This is a genomic window from Streptomyces naganishii JCM 4654 (genome assembly GCF_014650575.1).
Taxonomy (GTDB): Bacteria; Actinomycetota; Actinomycetes; order Streptomycetales; family Streptomycetaceae; genus Streptomyces; species Streptomyces naganishii.
This window is the reverse complement of the sequence record NZ_BMVF01000001.1, coordinates 572,070-589,461: the sequence shown is the minus strand read 5'-3', so window position 1 is coordinate 589,461 and position 17,392 is coordinate 572,070. Positions and strand designations below refer to the sequence as shown.

Annotated in this window: 17 protein-coding genes; 7 read left to right on the top strand and 10 right to left on the bottom strand. The window is 74.2% G+C overall.

Annotation, left to right across the window (positions count from 1 at the left end):
• Window positions 1-18 precede the first annotated feature (18 nt).
• A complete protein-coding gene (locus tag IE217_RS02645) occupies window positions 19-1,026 on the top strand; it encodes a CopD family protein (protein ID WP_190176024.1) in 1,008 nt (335 codons plus the stop codon).
• 82 nt (window positions 1,027-1,108) lie between these two features.
• Here IE217_RS02645 and IE217_RS02640 read toward each other — a convergent pair whose 3' ends face one another.
• The 5 genes from IE217_RS02640 to IE217_RS02620 all read right to left on the bottom strand — a co-directional run bounded on the left by IE217_RS02640 (window position 1,109) and on the right by IE217_RS02620 (window position 6,104).
• A complete protein-coding gene (locus IE217_RS02640; RefSeq protein WP_190176023.1) occupies window positions 1,109-1,816 on the bottom strand; it encodes a VIT1/CCC1 transporter family protein in 708 nt (235 codons plus the stop codon).
• Between the two features lie 84 nt (window positions 1,817-1,900).
• Window positions 1,901-3,133, bottom strand: a complete 1,233-nt coding sequence (locus tag IE217_RS02635) for an amidohydrolase family protein (RefSeq protein WP_229864980.1) — start codon at window positions 3,131-3,133, stop codon at window positions 1,901-1,903.
• Window positions 3,130-4,413, bottom strand: coding sequence for an amidohydrolase family protein (locus IE217_RS02630; protein WP_190176022.1), 1,284 nt, complete (start codon window positions 4,411-4,413; stop codon window positions 3,130-3,132). The genes IE217_RS02635 and IE217_RS02630 overlap by 4 nt, the downstream gene beginning before the upstream one ends.
• 9 nt (window positions 4,414-4,422) lie before the next feature.
• Window positions 4,423-5,307, bottom strand: a complete 885-nt coding sequence (locus tag IE217_RS02625; RefSeq protein ID WP_190176021.1) for an SDR family NAD(P)-dependent oxidoreductase — start codon at window positions 5,305-5,307, stop codon at window positions 4,423-4,425.
• The gene (locus IE217_RS02620; RefSeq protein ID WP_190176020.1) at window positions 5,307-6,104 is read right to left on the bottom strand and encodes an acetoacetate decarboxylase family protein; all 798 of its coding nucleotides are present in this window, start codon (window positions 6,102-6,104) and stop codon (window positions 5,307-5,309) included. Before IE217_RS02620 ends, IE217_RS02625 begins: the two co-directional genes overlap by 1 nt.
• 136 nt (window positions 6,105-6,240) lie before the next feature.
• On the opposite strand from IE217_RS02620, the gene IE217_RS02615 reads away from it, so the two are divergent.
• From IE217_RS02615 to IE217_RS02595, 5 genes are all read left to right on the top strand, one after another.
• Window positions 6,241-7,236: a DEDDh family exonuclease gene (locus tag IE217_RS02615; protein WP_190176019.1), complete on the top strand. Its 996-nt coding sequence runs from the start codon at window positions 6,241-6,243 to the stop codon at window positions 7,234-7,236.
• Window positions 7,237-7,394: 158 nt separating this feature from the next.
• The gene (locus tag IE217_RS02610) at window positions 7,395-7,628 is read left to right on the top strand and encodes a metallothionein (RefSeq protein ID WP_190176018.1); all 234 of its coding nucleotides are present in this window, start codon (window positions 7,395-7,397) and stop codon (window positions 7,626-7,628) included.
• Window positions 7,629-7,728: 100 nt separating this feature from the next.
• Window positions 7,729-8,574, top strand: coding sequence for an SURF1 family cytochrome oxidase biogenesis protein (locus IE217_RS02605; protein ID WP_190176017.1), 846 nt, complete (start codon window positions 7,729-7,731; stop codon window positions 8,572-8,574).
• Window positions 8,575-8,659: 85 nt separating this feature from the next.
• Window positions 8,660-10,447, top strand: coding sequence for a glycoside hydrolase family 15 protein (locus IE217_RS02600; RefSeq protein WP_190176016.1), 1,788 nt, complete (start codon window positions 8,660-8,662; stop codon window positions 10,445-10,447).
• Between the two features lie 5 nt (window positions 10,448-10,452).
• Window positions 10,453-11,208: an SDR family oxidoreductase gene (locus IE217_RS02595; protein ID WP_190176015.1), complete on the top strand. Its 756-nt coding sequence runs from the start codon at window positions 10,453-10,455 to the stop codon at window positions 11,206-11,208.
• 298 nt (window positions 11,209-11,506) lie between these two features.
• Here IE217_RS02595 and IE217_RS35035 read toward each other — a convergent pair whose 3' ends face one another.
• The 4 genes from IE217_RS35035 to IE217_RS02575 all read right to left on the bottom strand — a co-directional run bounded on the left by IE217_RS35035 (window position 11,507) and on the right by IE217_RS02575 (window position 14,951).
• On the bottom strand, window positions 11,507-11,770 hold the full coding sequence (locus tag IE217_RS35035) for a hypothetical protein (protein ID WP_268249122.1): 264 nt from the start codon (window positions 11,768-11,770) through the stop codon (window positions 11,507-11,509).
• 53 nt (window positions 11,771-11,823) lie between these two features.
• On the bottom strand, window positions 11,824-12,651 hold the full coding sequence (locus tag IE217_RS02585) for an enoyl-CoA hydratase/isomerase family protein (protein WP_190176014.1): 828 nt from the start codon (window positions 12,649-12,651) through the stop codon (window positions 11,824-11,826).
• A gap of 133 nt (window positions 12,652-12,784) precedes the next feature.
• Window positions 12,785-13,006 (bottom strand): helix-turn-helix domain-containing protein, encoded by a 222-nt coding sequence (locus IE217_RS02580; protein WP_018567695.1) that lies wholly within the window; start codon window positions 13,004-13,006, stop codon window positions 12,785-12,787.
• A 346-nt stretch (window positions 13,007-13,352) separates the two neighbouring features.
• The gene (locus IE217_RS02575; protein WP_190176013.1) at window positions 13,353-14,951 is read right to left on the bottom strand and encodes an ABC-F family ATP-binding cassette domain-containing protein; all 1,599 of its coding nucleotides are present in this window, start codon (window positions 14,949-14,951) and stop codon (window positions 13,353-13,355) included.
• A 272-nt stretch (window positions 14,952-15,223) separates the two neighbouring features.
• Between IE217_RS02575 and IE217_RS02570 the strand changes: the two genes are divergently transcribed.
• Window positions 15,224-15,634, top strand: coding sequence for a VOC family protein (locus tag IE217_RS02570; RefSeq protein WP_190176012.1), 411 nt, complete (start codon window positions 15,224-15,226; stop codon window positions 15,632-15,634).
• 70 nt (window positions 15,635-15,704) lie between these two features.
• Here the strand turns inward: IE217_RS02570 and IE217_RS02565 are convergent, their stop codons facing one another.
• A complete protein-coding gene (locus IE217_RS02565) occupies window positions 15,705-17,177 on the bottom strand; it encodes a hypothetical protein (protein WP_229864978.1) in 1,473 nt (490 codons plus the stop codon).
• Between the last annotated feature and the right edge of the window lie 215 nt (window positions 17,178-17,392).

Below are 17,392 nucleotides of genomic sequence, written 5' to 3'. Positions count from 1 at the left end.
GTTGGTGAAGATCCTTGGGTGACGCTGATACGACCGGACACCGAGGCGTCGGACGCGGGCGGGAGGGGCCGCCGTGGGGCACTGGTCCGGGCCGTCGCCGTCCTCGTCCTGGTGACCCTCGGCGCGCTCGTCCCGCTGCTCGGTCCGTCCGCCGCGCTGCACGGCACCGGGGAGGCCGCCGCCCCCGGCGCCGGCGGTACGGCCCTGCTGCGCGCGGTGCTCTTCGCGGCGGTCTGCGTCCCCCTCGGCGAACTGCTCGTACTGCGGCTCGCCGCCCGCCTTCCCGAAGTGCCCGCGCCGCCGCCCCGCAGCTGGTCCCTGTGCGCGGCCGCCGCCGGCTTCCTCGCCGCCCTGGGCCTCGCCTCCGTGGTGGCCTGCGGCAACCTGGTGCCGCACAGCCCGGCCCAGATCGACCTCGGCGGCCTGTACCGGACGCGGGACGGATCGCTGGCCCTGCTGGAGGTCGACGCGTTCCTCGTCGCGGGGCTGTGCGTCCTCTCCCGGCGCCCCGCGCTCCAGGTGTGGCCGCTCGCCGCGGTGATCGTGGCCGAGGCCCTGCGCGCCCATCCGGAGACCGAGCACAGCCCGCTGACCGGGTCCGCCCTCACGCTGGTGCACCTGACGTGCGCGGCCCTGTGGGCGGGCGGCCTGCTGCACACCCTGCGCACGCTACGGCCGTGGCACGGCACCGGGCCGGCCGCGACGCTGCTGGGCTCCTACGCGCGCGTGGCGGCCGTCTCACTGGCCGGTGTCACCGCGACGGGCGTGCTCAGCGCCCTGCGCCGGATGCCGCCGGACACGGTGCTGCACCAGCTGACGTCGACGGCCTACGGCCGCGCCCTGCTCGCCAAGGTGATCCTCGTGGCCGGGGTGGCCCTGCTCGCCCTGTGGGCCCGCGTCCGGCTGCGCCGGGCGCCCGACCCGCTGTCCGCGTGCGCTCCCGCGCGGGCGGAGGTCGCCGTCCTGGGGCTGGTCGTCGCGGTGTCGGGACTGCTCACGGCGCTGCCGCTGCCGATCCGCTGGTGACCGGGCCCCGGCCCCGTGCCGCCCCACGCGGGCCCGGACCGTCGCCCCACACGGCACGGACCGTCGCCCCACGGCCCCGGCCCTACGCCCCCACCGCGCCCAGCAGCGCTCCGGCCGCGTAGGTGACCGCCATGGCGAGCGCGCCGCCGGCGACGTTGCGCAGGACCGCGCGGCCGGGCCGGGCCGCGCCCAGCCGGGCGCTGGACCAGCCGGTGAGGACGAGGGCGGCCAGGACCGACGCGACGGTGATCCACAGGCGTACGGCCGGCGGCGGCAGCACGATCGCGAGCAGCGGCAGCAGCGCGCCCACCGTGAAGGCCAGGAAACTGGCCCAGGCCGCGTGCCAGGGGTTGGTCAGCTCGTCGGGGTCGATGCCGAGTTCCACCCTTGCGTGCGCCCTGAGCGCGTCCCGCGCGGTCAGCTGCTCGGCCGCCTCCCTGGCCACCTCGCGCGACAGGCCGCGCGCGTGCAGCATGTCGGTCAGCTCCCGCAGTTCGGCCTCGGGCTGCTCGCGCAGCTCCAGCTTCTCCTGGGCCAGCGCGGCCATCTCCGAGTCGCGCTGGGTCGACACCGACACGTACTCCCCCGCCGCCATCGACATGGACCCGGCGAGCAGTCCGGCCAGTCCGGCGGTCAGCAGCGCGGAGCGCGAGTCCGTCGCGCCGGCGACGCCGACGACGAGGCCCGCGGTGGACACGATGCCGTCGTTGGCGCCGAGGACGGCGGCCCGCAGCCAGTTGAGCCGGGCGCCGAGGGCGCCGCCGTGGGACTCTTCATGCGTTGGTTGCATCACAGCACGGAGGATCGCACGCCCGCGGCCCCGTGAAGGCCCACCCCCGGCCGGGCCGCCCGCCGGGCCCACGCCCGTCGCCCGTCACCAGACCCGCAGCGAGGCCCCCCGGGCGAACACCGGGCTGGTCGCGTCCGCCGGCGGCTCGGCGAGCGGTTCGGCCACCTCCGCGACCGTCGGGCCCACCGTGGCGGCGACGGCGTCCAGGAGGTCCAGGTCGAAGCCGTAGAGGCGGGCGGCGTTCCCGCCGACCATCGCCGCCACCTCTTCGGCGGGCACGCCCGCGAAGGAGTGGCGCAGGGCCTCGCGGGTGTAGGGGTGGGTGCCCTCGTCGTGCGGGTAGTCGCTGCCCCACATGATCTTGCCGATGCCGATGCGGTGCCGCAGCGGCACCTCGTGCGGGCGCATGAAGCTGGCGCCGACATGGCAGTTGTCGCGCCATGCCTCGGAGGGCGGGGCGCCCATCCGCTCGGCGAGGCCCGCGCCGAACCTGGACTCGGCGGTCGTGGCCCGAGTCGCCGCTGCGACCAGGCGGCCGTGGTAGTAGTCCAGCATGTCGAGCACGCCCGGGATCCAGCCCGAACCCTGCTCGGTCAGCACCAGGTTCAGGCCCGGGTGGCGGCGGAAGGCGCCGCCGAACACGAGGTGCCACAGGGCGCGGTGGGAGAACCAGGTGGTCTCCACCATGAACACCGCCCGGGCCGCCGGTTCGTCGCCGAGCGGCGGCGAGGCCGAGCCCGCGTGGTGGTTGACGGGGACGCCCAGTTCGGCGCAGACGGCCCAGACCGGGTCGTAGGACATGGAGTGCAGTTCCGGCAGGCCCGAGCCCGGAGGGGTGCCGGGCAGCAGCACGCCCCCGGTCAGTTGGGCCCCAGCCGCCCACCTGATCTCCCGTACGGCCTCCTCGACGTCGTTGAGGAGGATCTGGCAGACGCCCGCGCGGCGGCCCGGCGCGGCCGCGCAGAAGTCGGCCAGCCAGCGGTTGTGGGCGCGCAGTCCGGCCCAGCGCAGCTCGAACTCGGCGGCGGTGGGCGCCGGCGCCATGAGGGCGCCGGAGGGGAAGAACGGCGGGATGGTGTTGGGGAACACCACCTCCGCGACGATCCCGTCCTCCTCCAGCTCCGCGAGCCGGCGCCCCGAGTCCCAGTTGCGGTCGGCGCCGTCGGCGAGCAGGTCCTCGTGCGGGTTCACGTACGCCGCCGCCCACGCGTCGAACGCGTCGTGGTACCGGCGTTCCAGGTACGGCCGGTAGTCGTACAGGTCGGCGCCCGCGTGGCAGTCGGCCGAGATCACCGTGTAGCGGTCCCGCGCGTTCACCGGTCCGCCCCCAGGACCGGGAAGTCCCCGCCGGTCAGCCAGTGCCGGCCGCTCTCGCGCGAACGCGCCCAGGAGGCCTCCACCGCCGCCTGGTCCTCGGGCTGGCCGAGGCCGGCCGGGGTGGGCCCGATCCGGCGGGCCAGCGGGGCGAGCCGCTCCACGTCGAAGCCGAACACCTCGGCGGCGGCCAGTCCGAGCATGGTCCGGGTCTCGGCGACCGGGATGTCGTGGAAGGTGCGGCGCAGCCACGCGCGCGTGTCCGGCCAGGTGCCCTCGGGGTGCGGGAAGTCGCTGCCCCAGAGGATGTTGCCGACGCCGATCTCGTAGCGCTGGGCGAGTTCGCGGCGCTTGGTGTTGGTGGCGCACACGAACACCTGCCGGTCCAGGTACTCGTGCGGCGGCCGCTTCAGCTCCTCGAAGGGGGAGAGCTTCTTGCCGCCGTGGGCGCCGAGGTAGAGGCGGTCCATGAACCACAGCAGGTTGGGCAGCCACCAGCAGCCCGACTCCGCGACGCCGAAGCGCAGGCCCGGGTGGCGTTCGAAGACGCCGGACCAGAGCAGGAACCACAGCGGCCGGGCGGGCCACCAGGTGACCTCGGAGACGTAGATGCCGAGGTGGTCGCCGTACTCGTGGCGCGGGGCGGCGCCGGAGTGGGTGAGGACCGGCATGCCGCACTCGGCGGCGGCCGCCCACACGGGGTCGTAACGCCGGTCGTGGTAAGGCTCCTTGCCGCCCCACATGGCGGGGATCATCAGGGCGCCGAGGCCCGACGCGCGGGCGCGGTGGATCTCGGCGACCACCTCGGACACCTCGGCGGTGACGGGCAGCAGGGCGACACCGCAGTGCCGTTCGGGGGCGGCGGAGACGAAGTCGGCGAGCCAGCGGTTGTGGGCGCGGGCTCCCGCCAGGCCCAGTTCGGGGTCCTGGTCGCCGGAGAGGCCGAGGCCGACGCCGAAGGGCGCCGCGGTGCGGCTGTCGACGGCGTCCGCGTCCGGGAAGACGACCTCGGCGGCCACGCCGTCGCCGTCGAGTTCCTTGAGCCGCCGCGCGCTGTCCCAGCCGCCGCGCAGGCCCTCCTCGTTGTCCTGGAACCACTTGCTCGCGAAGGCCTCGTTGCGGACGCCGAGCCGGGTCATCTCCTCGCGGCGCCGGTCGCGGCCGGCGAGGAACTCGTCGAAGTCCCGGTGGAACCGGCGGTCCAGATAGGGCCGGTACTCCTCGGTGGGCAGTCCGGCGTGGCAGTCGGAAGAGATGATCAGGTAGGGCTCCTGGTCGGTCATCACGGCCCCTCAGTCCAGGACGAAGGTCTCGAGGTACGACGGGTTCGCGCGCTCCAGCATCGAGCGCGCCCTGGCCCGGATCCGCCGGTCGCTGTCCTCGCTCGGCGGCAGCAGCCAGAAGCGGCCGGCGCGGATGCCGTCCACGACGAGCGCGGCGACCTCCTCGACGGGCGTGAAGCGCACCTCGCGGCCCGCCGCGCGCATCGCCGTCTCCCACTGCGCCAGGCTGCGGTACGGGGTCCTGCGGGGCCGCCGCTTGGCGTAGCGGGCCGGGCGGTTGCGGTACGACTCCCACAGCCCGGTGCGCAGCATGTGCGGCCCGGGGAAGAGCACCGAGGCGCCCACGCGCGCGTGCTCCGCACTCAGCTGGGCGTACAGCGACTCGGTCAGGGTGACGACGGCCGCCTTGGTGACGGCGTACACGGACGCGGTGGGCAGGGGCGCGATGCCGCCGTCGCCGGACGAGGTGTTGACCACGTGTCCGGGTTCCCCGGAGGCGAGCATCCGGGGCACGAAGGCCTGGACGCCGTGGAAGACGCCCCACACGTTGACGGCGAAGGCCCACGCCCAGTCGTTCGGGTCGTGCTCCCACACGGGGCCCTCGGCGCCCGAGCCGACGCCCGCGTTGTTGCAGAGCACGTGCACGGCGCCGTACGCGCGGTACGCCGACTCGGCGAGGTCCGTCACCTGGTCGCGTTCGCCGACGTCGGTCACGCGCGCGTGCACGTCGGCGCCCTGTGCGCGCAGGGCCGCCGCGGCCTTGTCCAGGGCGGCCTCCTCCACGTCCGCGAGGACCACCTTCAGGCCCTCGGCCGCGAAGCGCCGGGCCATGGCAAGCCCGATCCCGCTCGCCGCGCCGGTGACGACGGCGACCTGCCCTTCCTCCAGCCGCATCACAGGCTCCCTTCCGGCGGCCCGTCGTGGACGTGCAGCGGGTCGTCGTAGCGCTGGTGGACGTACGGCAACAGGGCCCGCGGGTCGACCCGTTCGACGACGCGGCCGCGCTGGTCGCCGGTCTTCTCGCCGAGGGTGATGCCGAGGAGGCGGCGCACGGGCAGGTCCACGACCGGGTCGTACGGCGACTCGCGCAGCACGACCTCCCCGGTGACCCGCTGGAGCCGGCGCACCCTCTCGTGGCGCACGCAGTGCACGAGCACCGGTTCCGCGTCGAAGCCGCAACCGTCCACCGCGGGCAGGAACTTGACGTAGAAGTCGGTCTTCGGCGCGGGCTCCGGTGCCGGCAGTTCGCCGCTCACGGCGCCGCGCACCTCGACGAACGCGATGCCGTGCCGTGACAGGACGGCCCTGACGAGGTCGCCGTCGCGTTCGAGGGTCACCTCGCCGAGCTTCTTGGGCTCCCCGAAGACCTCCCGGCCGCCGGTCAGGGCCCGCTCGTGGGTCATCGGCATGACCAGCGGGTACCAGCCCTCGACGCCGTCGTGGGCGGCGGCGACGGCGAACGAACCGGCGCCGAGCGGATATCCCGGCATGTCGACGCGGCTGACGTTCACCCGGACGAGCGGGCTGCCGGTGGGCTTCAGGGGCGGCGGCAGGACCGCCGCGACCGCCTCCGGGTCGGTCTCCCACAGGGCTGCCACGCCGGTGGACCAGATGTCGGGGAGCCGTGAGCGCGCGGTGCGCGCGGCGGCGATCTCCGCCTCGGTCCGCGCGCCGTAACGTACGCGTGCCATGTGCCGTACCGCCCTTCTTCTGACGGGGCGTCAGTCACCAGTGACAGGCTTACAGCAGTCGGCGCGAGGGGTAAACAGCCGCGCGGGCACCGGGCGGGCGCGGGAGTGTCAGTCGCGGCCCGTATCCTCAGGAACCATGCTCGAAGACCGCACGATCGCAGCGTCCTCCCCCACACCGTGGCCGGCCGCGTATCCGAAGGGATACGCGGTCGTTGACGTGGAGACCACCGGCCTGGCCCGGGACGACCGCATCATCTCCGCGGCGGTCTACCGGTTGGACGCGCGCGGCGAGGTCGAGGACCACTGGTACACGCTGGTCAACCCCGAGCGCGACCCGGGCCCGGTGTGGATCCACGGGCTGACGAGCGAGGCGCTGGAGGGCGCGCCCCTCTTCGCGGACATCGCCGAGGAGTTCTCGTCCCGGCTGGCGGACCGGGTGCTCGTCGCGCACAACGCGGTCTTCGACTGGCAGATGATCGCCCGGGAGTACGCGCGTGCGCGGTGCGAGGCCCCGGTGCGGCAGCGGCTGTGCACCATCGCGCTGTCCAAGGAGCTCGGCCTGCCGCTGCCCAACCACAAGCTGGAGTCGCTGGCGGCGCACTTCGGCGTGGTGCAGCGGCGGGCGCACCACGCGCTGGACGACGCGCGCGTGCTGGCGGAGGCGTTCCGGCCGAGCCTCGCGGCCGCGGCGGCGGGCGGGGTGCGGCTGCCGCTGCTGGAGTGCCGGCCGCTGACGGAGTGGTCGGACCGGCCGGTGCCCCGGCAGCCCTCGGAGGGGTACGGCGGCTACGGCGGCTATCGCCCGGGGAGTTGGCGGCCCTCCCGCAAAAGGCCCGCTTGCCCCTACCCCAACCCGGGCCGCTACGAAGCGGGCAAACGCCTCAAACAGGGCATGCGGATCGCCTTCTCGGGTGACACCTCGGTCGACCGGGAACTGCTGGAGGACCGCGCGACCGAGGCCGGGCTGCACGTCGCCACCAGCCTGTCCCGGCTGACCAGCCTGCTCGTCACCAACGACCCGGACTCGGGCACGTCGAAGGTGGTCAAGGCGCGGCAGTTCGGCACGCCCGTGGTGGACGAGGCGGCCTTCGGGCAACTCCTCGCGGACGTGGAACCGGCGGACGGCGGCTGACGGACGCACAGGGACCCCGGGGCGGGGCACGGCGCGTGATTGACCGACGTACGGGTGATGACCGGCGTGCAGGTGATTGACCGACGTACGGGTGATTGACGGGCGACTCGCCCGCCACCCGCTCGCCCGCGCGGGGAGCACGGCTCACGCTGTAGCGCATGGCGAGATGCGAAGTATGCGGCAATGACTACGGAATGACCTTCGAGGTGCACGCGCAGGGCTCGGTGCACGTCTTCGACTGCTTCGCCTGCGCGATCCACCGCATGGCGCCGATCTGCGAGCACTGCCGCGTGCAGATCCTCGGGCAGGGCGTGGACGTCGACGGCCACTGGTACTGCGGCGCGCACTGCGCCCGCGCGGAGGGGAGGGTCGGAATCGTCGACCGTGTGTGAGCCGGCCGCGTCCGGCAACGCCTCCGGCGCACCGGACACCGGCGGCGTCCGGGGACACCCCTGGCGAAACACCCCACGGCCCAGGAGGTACCGTCGTGGGGTGTACCGCTTCCTGTTGACCCGCCAGTGGGTGATCCTCACCCTCATGGCCCTGCTGCTCATCCCCACGATGATCTGGCTGGGTTTCTGGCAGCTGCACCGCCACGACCACCGGCAGGCGCTGAACAAGGTGATCAACGCCTCGCTGGCCGCCAAGCCGGTGCCCGCCGAGTCGCTCACCTCGGTCGGCGGGTCGGTCGCGCACAACGACATCTACCGCCGGGTGACCGCCAAGGGCCACTTCGACACGGCGCACGAGATGGTGGTGCGCCGCCGCACCAACGCGGACGACCAGGTCGGCTACCACGTCCTGACCCCGTTCGTGCTGGACGACGGCAGGACGCTCCTGGTCAACCGGGGCTGGATCCCCTCCCCCGCCTCGCAGACCGCCTTCCCCGACGTGCCCGCGCCCGCGGCCGGCGAGATCACCGTGACCGGCCGGCTGATGCAGGACGAGACGACGGCCGCGAGCGGCATCAAGAACGTCAAGGGGCTGCCCGACCGTCAGGTCCTGCTGATCAACAGCGAGCAGATCGGCGCCCAACTGCGCGACGCGGGCGCCGCGTCCGCCAAGCAGGTGCTCGCCGGTTACGTCGAGCTCACCTCCCCCGCCCCCAAGGGCGGCAGCCCCGAGCTGATCCCCTCCCCCAAGGAGGACGCCAGCTGGATCGGCGTCGGCGACATCAACCTGCCGTACGCGGTCCAGTGGTGGGTCTTCGCCGCGGGCGTTCCCCTCGGCTGGGCGGTCCTCGCCCGCCGCGAGGCCCGCGAGCGCGCCAAGGCGGCGACGGAGTCGCCCGCGGCCGAGGAAAAGTCGCCGGCCCCCGCGGGCCGGCAGTCCGCCTGACGGACCCCGGACCGCGGCCCCGACGCGTCACCCGCGCGGGGTGCCGGCCGATTGCGGGGCGGGTCCGCCGGGAATCCGGACATCCGTGCATCAGCGGATCGAGGACTACGCGCTCATCGGTGACGAACAGACCGCCGCCCTGGTCGGCCGGGACGGCTCAGTCGACTGGCTGTGCCTGCCCCGCTTCGACTCGGGCGCCTGCTTCGCCAGACTGCTCGGCGACGAGGACAACGGCCACTGGCGCATCGCCCCCAAGGGCGCCACGGCCCCCTGCACCCGGCGCGCCTACCGCCCCGGCACCCTCGTCCTGGACACCGAGTGGGACACGCCCGAGGGCTCCGTACGCGTCACGGACCTGATGCCCCAGCGCGACCGCGCCCCCGACCTCGTACGCGTCGTCGAGGGCCTGAGCGGCCGGGTGACCATGCGCGGCACCCTGCGGCTGCGCTTCGACTACGGCTCGATCGTCCCCTGGATGCGCAGGTCCGGCGGTCACCGGGTGGCCGTGGCCGGACCGGACTCGGTGTGGCTGCGCAGCGAGCCCGGGGTGCGCACCTGGGGCGAGGACTTCGGCACGCACGCGGAGTTCACCGTCGCCGAGGGCGAGAAGGTGGCGTTCGTCCTCACCTGGCATCCCTCGCACGACCCGCGCCCGCCGCTGATCGACCCGTACGAGGCCCTGGAGCACAGCGTCGCGGACTGGAGGGCCTGGACGGCGCGCTGCCGCTACGACGGCCCGCACCGGGACGCCGTCGTACGCTCCCTGATCACCCTCAAGGCGCTCACCTACGCGCCCACCGGCGGCATCGTCGCGGCCCCCACCACCTCCCTGCCCGAGGAGCTGGGCGGCGTGCGCAACTGGGACTACCGCTACTGCTGGCTGCGCGACTCCACGCTCACCCTGGGCGCGCTGCTGTCGGCGGGCTACCAGGAGGAGGCCGAGGCCTGGCGGAACTGGCTGTTGCGCGCGGTCGCGGGCAACCCGGCGGACCTGCAGATCATGTACGGGCTCGCGGGCGAGCGCCGGCTGCCGGAGTACGAGCTGGCGTGGCTGTCCGGCTTCGCCGGGTCGGCGCCCGTGCGCGTGGGCAACGACGCCGTCAAGCAGCTCCAGCTGGACGTGTACGGCGAGGTCATGGACTCGCTGTCGCTGGCCCGGCGCTCGGGCCTGTCCGCCAAGCCGCACATGTGGTCGATGCAGTGCGCCCTGCTGGACTTCCTGCGCGGGGCGTGGCGGCGGCCCGACGAGGGGCTGTGGGAGGTGCGCGGCGGCCGGCGCCACTTCGTGCACTCCAAGGTGATGGTGTGGGTGGCCGCCGACCGGGCGGTGCGCACGCTGCAGGACGACCCGTCGCTGCGCGGGGACCTGGACGGCTGGCGTGCGCTGCGCGACGAGGTGCACCGGGAGGTGTGCGAGAAGGGCTACGACCGCGAACGCAACACGTTCACCCAGTACTACGGCTCGCGCGAGCTGGACGCCGCGCTGCTGCTCATCCCGCGCGTGGGCTTCCTGCCGCCCGAGGACCCACGGGTGGTCGGCACCATCGACGCGGTGCGCGCGGAGCTCGGCGAGGGCGGCCTCGTACGCCGCTACAGCACCGACCGGACGGCCGTGGACGGGCTGCCCGGGAGCGAGGGCACGTTCCTGGTGTGCTCCTTCTGGCTCGCCGACGCGCTGCACATGACCGGCCGTACGAAGGAGGCGCGGGAGCTGTTCGAACGGCTGGTGGGGCTCGGCAACGACGTGGGGCTGCTGTCCGAGGAGTACGACGCCGCGCTGGGGCGGCAGCTCGGCAACTTCCCGCAGGCGTTCAGCCACATCGGCCTGGTGAACACCGCCCTCGCCCTCTACGGGGACGAAGAGGCAGGATAGGGGCCATGGATCTTGGACTGAAGGACCGGGTGTACGTCGTCACCGGGGCGACGCGCGGGCTGGGCAACGCCGCCGCGCGCGAACTGGTCGCGGACGGGGCGAAGGTGGTCATCACCGGGCGCGACGGGAAGCGGGTCGCCGACGCGGCCGCCGAACTGGGCCCGGACGCCCTCGGGGTGGCCGTGGACAACGCGGACGCCGGCGCCGCGGAGCGGCTGATCGCGGCGGCACGCGACCACTTCGGCCGCTTCGACGGAGTCCTCGTCAGCGTGGGCGGACCGCCGCCCGGCTTCGTCGCCGACAACACCGACGAGCAGTGGCAGGCGGCGTTCGAGTCGGTGTTCCTCGGGGCGGTGCGGCTCGCGCGGGCGGCGGCCGCGGAGCTGGAGGAGGGCGGCGTCATCGGCTTCGTGCTGTCCGGCTCCGTGCACGAGCCGATCCCCGGGCTGACCATCTCCAACGGTCTGCGGCCCGGTCTCGCCGGGTTCGCCAAGTCCCTCGCGGACGAGCTGGGGCCGCGCGGCATCCGGGTCGTGGGGCTGCTGCCGGCCCGGATCGACACCGACCGGGTGCGCGAGCTGGACGGCCTGTCGGCGGACCCGGAGGCCACCCGCGCGGCCAACGAGTCCCGCATCCCGCTACGGCGCTACGGCACCCCCCAGGAGTTCGGCCGTGCCGCCGCCTTCCTGCTGTCCCCCGCGGCCTCCTACCTCACCGGCATCATGCTCCCGGTCGACGGCGGCATGCGCCACGGCTTCTGACGCCCCGGACCTGCGGGCCCGGCCGACCGCGGCGGCCGGTCGCGGGCGCGGGCGCGGGCCACGCAACGGGCGGCGAGCCTGCGCAGGGTGTCGGCTGGGGACCGGGCGGCGAGCCTGCGCAGGGTGCCGGCTGGGGACCGGGGCCGGCTGCCGGGCGGCGGCCGCAAGCCGGCGCGCCGGGGCAGATGCCCGCGACTGCCGGACGGTGGCCGGTCCGTGGGGCCTGGCCGCGCGGCAGGCCGTACGACGGCTCGGCGTCCGCCGCCCGCACGCCGGCCGACGTCCGCCCGCGCGGGTGTCACGGCACAACGGCCCCTGGGTTCCACGGCACCGCGCGGACGGCGATGTCTTGGGGACGCTGCCGGGCGGCCGGGCCGCAGGCCGCGATGCGGTCGCCCAGGCCGGCCAGGTCACGCAGGCGGCGGGCCTGGGACGCGCGTTCGGCGGTGCGCTGTTCCTCCGGCGAGCGGCTCTGGGCCGCGCGTTGGGCGACGTGCCGTTTCCCGCCGGGCCGCGCGGCGCCGACCGCCGACGCGTCCGCCGCACTGCCCCGCGCGGGCATGAGGGCTCACCCCGCGCGGGAGGGGCGGTGGTGTCCGGCGGCCGAGGCGCGGGTCAGTCGCTGAGGCCGGCCAGGTCACGCAGACGGCGGGCCTGGGACGCGCGTTCGGCGGTGCGCTGTTCCTCCAGCGAGCGGCTCTGGGCGCCCTGGAGCAGGGCCTTGGTCTCGATCACGGCGTCCCGTGGTGCGGCGAGGATCGCCGAGGCGAGGTCCCGTACGGCGCCGTCGAGCTGGCCGGCGGGGACGGCGAGGTTCGCGAGCCCCGTCTGCACCGACTCCTCGGCGGTGACGAACCGCCCGGTCACGCAGATCTCCAGCGCGCGGGCGTAGCCGACCAGCCCCACCAGCGGATGCGTACCGGTGAGGTCGGGGACCAGCCCGAGACTGGTCTCGCGCATGGCGAACTGCACGTCGTCCGCCACGACCCGCAGGTCGCAGGCGAGCGCCAGCTGGAAGCCCGCCCCGATGGCGTGGCCCTGGACGGCGGCGATGGACACCAGGTCGCTGCGCCGCCACCAGGTGAAGGCCTCCTGGTACTCGGCGATGGTCGCGTCCAGCTCGGCGTCGGCGCCGCGCGCGAGGTCGACGAAGGACGGCTCGCCGTCGAAGCCCTCGGGCGTGAACGCCTGCCGGTCCAGCCCCGCGGAGAAGGACTTGCCCTCACCGCGCAGCACGACGACCCGGACGGAGCCCGGCAGCGACCGGCCGGCCTCGGTGAGCGCGCGCCACAGAGCGGGGCTCTGCGCGTTGCGCTTGGCCGGGTTGGTCAGCGTCACCGTGGCGATCGCGTCGTCGACGGTGAGCCGTACGCCGTCCTTGTCGAGTACCGGCTCGGGTACTGGGTCGATTACCGGATCGGTGTCGTGTTCGGGCGAAGCCATGGGGCGCCTCCGGTGGGTGCGGTCGTCCTCGATACCCTGCGGGGCATCGTAAGTGACTGCACAGTAACCACCCGGCCGATCGGTGGACCGACCGGGTGGCCACCATCGAAGCCGATGGGCCGCCCGGGGCCGGTCAGGCCGACGCGGCCTTCTTGCCCCGCGTCGCCCCGCCACGCCCACGGAGCGTGACGCCCGACTCGCTGAGCATCCGGTGGACGAAGCCATACGAGCGGCCGGTTTCCTCGGCCAACGCCCGAATGCTCGCACCGGCGTCGTACTTCTTCTTCAGGTCTGCCGCGAGCTTGTCGCGCGCGGCGCCGGTCACCCGGCTGCCCTTCTTCAGAGTCTCGGCCACCCGTGCCTCCTCATGGGAAGTGCGCTCTGGTCTCCTCATGATCACCCCTCCGGGGCGCGATGGCCACCCATTCGGCAAGGTCCGTGAGACCCGCTTGTGACGACAGGAGTGCGTCCCCACAAGCGGAATTGCCGCTTCCGCACGTCGGCGTCCGTACCGCCGAACGGGTTCTTCCGCGAACTGCCAGGTCACAGACGCGCGACGGCCGAGCCCTTGGGGGATAAGGGCTCGGCCGCGAAATCCGTGTACGACACACCTCGATACGAGGAGATCTCACACAGATGGTGGATCACCGATGGGCCGAATGATCCATAGGCAGTTGATCAGTGGTTGACCGGTCGTTGGATCACGCCAGGGCGACGAGATCCGCGTAGTCCGAGCCCCACAGGTCCTCGACCCCGTCGGGCAGCAGGATGATCCGCTCCGGCTGGAGCGCCTCCACGGCGCCCTCGTCGTGCGTGACGAGGACGACGGCGCCCTTGTAGGTGCGCAGCGCGCCGAGGATCTCCTCGCGGCTGGCCGGGTCGAGGTTGTTGGTGGGCTCGTCGAGCAGCAGGACGTTGGCGGAGGAGACGACCAGGGTGGCGAGCGCGAGACGGGTCTTCTCACCGCCGGAGAGCACCCCGGCCGGCTTGTCGACGTCGTCGCCGGAGAACAGGAAGGAGCCCAGCACCTTGCGGACCTCGACGAGGTCCATGTCCGGGGCCGCCGAGCGCATGTTCTCCAGGACGGTGCGGCCGGGGTCCAGGGTCTCGTGCTCCTGCGCGTAGTAGCCCAGCTTGAGGCCGTGTCCGGGCACGACGGCACCGGTGTCCGGCTGCTCGACGCCCGCGAGCAGCCGCAGCAGGGTGGTCTTGCCGGCGCCGTTGAGGCCGAGGATGACGACCCTGGAGCCCTTGTCGATGGCCAGGTCGACGTCGGTGAAGATCTCCAGCGAGCCGTAGGACTTCGACAGGCCCTCGGCCATCAGCGGGGTCCTGCCGCAGGGCGCGGGCTTCGGGAAGCGCAGCTTGGCGACCTTGTCGGACTGGCGGACGGCCTCCAGGCCGGCGAGGAGCTTGTCCGCGCGTCGGGCCATGTTCTGCGCGGCGACCGTCTTGGTGGCCTTGGCGCGCATCTTGTCGGCCTGCGAATGCAGCGCGGCGGCCTTCTTCTCGGCGTTGGCGCGCTCGCGCTTGCGGCGCTTCTCGTCGGCCTCGCGCTGCTGCTGGTAGAGCTTCCAGCCCATGTTGTAGATGTCGATCTGGGAGCGGTTGGCGTCCAGGTAGAACACCTTGTTGACGACCGTCTCGACCAGGTCGACGTCGTGGGAGATGACGATGAAGCCGCCGCGGTAGGTCTTCAGGTAGTCGCGCAGCCAGATGATCGAGTCGGCGTCGAGGTGGTTGGTCGGCTCGTCCAGCAGCAGGGTGTCCGCGTCGGAGAAAAGGATGCGGGCCAGTTCGATGCGGCGGCGCTGACCGCCGGAGAGCGTGTGCAGGGGCTGGCCGAGCACGCGGTCGGGCAGGTTGAGCGCGGCGGCGATGGTGGCGGCCTCGGCCTCGGCGGCGTAACCGCCCTTGGTGAGGAACTCGGTCTCCTGCCGCTCGTACTGCCTGAGGGCCTTCTCGCGGGTGGCGCCCGTGCCGGTGGCGATGCGCTGCTCGTTCTCGCGCATCTTGCGGATCAGGGTGTCCAGGCCGCGCGCGGACAGGACGCGGTCGCGGGCGAGCACGTCGAGGTCGCCGGTGCGGGGGTCCTGCGGCAGGTAGCCGACCTCGCCGGAGCGGGTGATGGTGCCGCCGGCGGGGATGCCCTCGCCGGCCAGGCACTTGGTGAGGGTGGTCTTGCCGGCGCCGTTGCGGCCGACCAGGCCGATGCGGTCGCCCTTGGCGACGCGGAAGGTGGCGTTCTCGATGAGGACGCGGGCACCGGCGCGCAGCTCGATGCCGGAAGCGGAGATCACGGACAGACTCCTGGGCGGGGTGGGTGGCGGACGGGCGGCTGGGGACGTTCCCGCCGTCTAATGCGCGAGGAGAATGGCCATGGGGGCCAGTCTAACGGGGGTGTGCAAGCGCTTTTTCCGTACGCGGCTGTTCCGTTCGTCTCCCGGGGCGGGGCCGGCGCACGGGCGGCGCGGGCCGCGCGGCGCCGTCGGGGCGTTGTCAGTGGCGGGTGCCAGACTGATCGGCGAACCGGAATTTCCGGTCCGTACCGGCTCACAAGGGAGTGATCGGCATGGCAGGCACCGCGGGACGCCCGAGCATTTACCCGACGCTGCTGTACGCGGACGCCAAGGCGGCGGTCAAGCAGCTCACCGAGGCCCTCGGCTTCACGGAACTCGCTGTCTACGAGGGGGAGGACGGCCTGGTCCAGCACGCCGAGCTGGTGCAGGGCAACGGCGCGGTGATGCTCGGCTCCAAGGGCCGCGGCGGCCGCTTCGACGAGGCCATGCGCGGCGCGGGCCCCGTGGGGGTGTACGTCGTGGTGGACGACGTGGACGGCCACTACCAGCGCGCGGTGGACCACGGCGTGGAGATCCTGATGCCCCCGACCGACCAGGACCACGGCTCACGGGACTACATGGCCCGGGACACCGAGGGCAACATCTGGAGCTTCGGCACGTACGCGCCGCGCATAGAAGGCTAGGGCGGGCCGGGGCCGGCCTGTCACGGACCTGGTCCGCCGGACGGGCCCCCGGCGCCCCGCGCGGGTCCGTTCAGCTGCCGCCGGTGTGCACCTGGAAGGCGGCCCGGCGGACGGCCTTGGCGAGGGCCGGGTCGGGGTGCGCGGCGGCGAGCGCGACCAGCACCTGCACGGTCCGCGGATGGCCCACGGCCCGCACCTCGTCGAGCAGGGCGGGCACGGTGGGCTGTACCGCGGACTCCAGGTGGCGCACGAGCATCGGGGCCTCGCCGTGGTCGGCGACGGCGGCGGCGGTGTCCACCCACAGCCAGGTGGCCTCGTCCCGGGTGAGGACCTCGTGGGCGTCCTCGGGGTCGATCCCGTCGTGCTCGGCCAGCCACAGCAGGGCGTAAGGCCGCAGGGCGGGCTCGTCGAGCACGGACCGCACATCGGGCTCGGCGGGGGCGCCGACGACCCGCAGCGCCTCGAAGGCGAGGCCGCGCAGGAGGGCGTCCTCGCCGCGGGCGGCGCTGAGCAGCTCGGTGACCGCGCTGCCGACGGGGCGGGCGGCGAGCCAGGCGCGGTACTCGGCGCGGGCGGCGTTGGGGCGCAGCTGGGCGCAGCCGCGGAGCATGTCCTCGGCCCCCTGCTCGATGTTCCCCGCCGGGCTCTGCGCGGCCACGCAGATCTGCTCCAGCTTGACCCACACGGCCCAGCTGCCGAGCGGCGTGAGCGTGGCCTGCCCACCGCCGTAGGTCAGCGCCCCGACGGAGGCGAGCGCCCGCAGGGCCCACTCCAGCAGCGGCGCGAGCGAGGCTCCGTCGGCGGGCCCGGCCTCGTCGGCGGGGGCCGCCTCCCGGCCGGGGCCGGGCAGCGGGGCCGCGGGGACGTCGGCAGGGGCCGGGGCGGGGCCGGTGGTCGCGGTGGCGGACGGGGCGGGGGCCGCCACCGCGGACGGGGAAGGCGGCGTCCAAGCGGCCGTGGGCAGAGCCGGCCCCCGCTCGCTCGCGGGGAGCGCGGAGTCCGGCCCGGCGCCGTGGGGAGCCGCGGCCCCGGGGGCCCCGGGGTCCGGCTCGGGGCCGTAGGGGACCTCGCAGCGTTCTGTGCGCAGTTCCGTGACCCGCTGGCGCAGGAGGTCGAGGAGCTGGTCCTCGGGGACCGGGCCGGCCGAGAGCTGGAGGAAGGAGAGGACCTGGGGCATCGCCGAGACGACCTCGGCGACGGCGGCGGCCTCGTGCCCCTCGGGCTCGGGGCAGGCGAGCGACCAGGCGTCGAAGAGGGCGACCCAGCCGCGCAGCACGGCGCTGTCGTCGCGGTCCCAGGCGCGCAGCCGCCAGCCGGGGCGGGCGTTGTCGCCGTGCACCTCGACGAGGCCGGCGAGGCGGGCGGTGTCCCAGTCGGCGCGGACCTGGGCGACGCTCAGGCCGAGGTCGGCCGCCGCCCGCTCGGCGGTGGCGGCCGACAGGGTGGCCTTGCCGTCGCCGGCCGCCCCCGCGCGGCCGGGACCGAGGGCCGCGTCGGCCCAGCGGGCGACGCGGGCCGCGCCGGCCAGTCGGGTGCGCGCCATTCCGGCCAGCTCCGCGGGCGCCGGAGTGCCCTCCGGGGGACGCGGTGCGGCGCGGCGCGGGCGCCGCTGGTTCACTGCTCGCGGGGCGGCGGCCAGGGGTCGCGGGCGGACGAGTCGAAGCCTGGAGTCGCGCGGGATACGGGACGTCACGGGTGCAGTCTTCCGGTTGACGGTCCGAAAACCCAAACGGAATGTCACCGCGGGCGACGGGGATG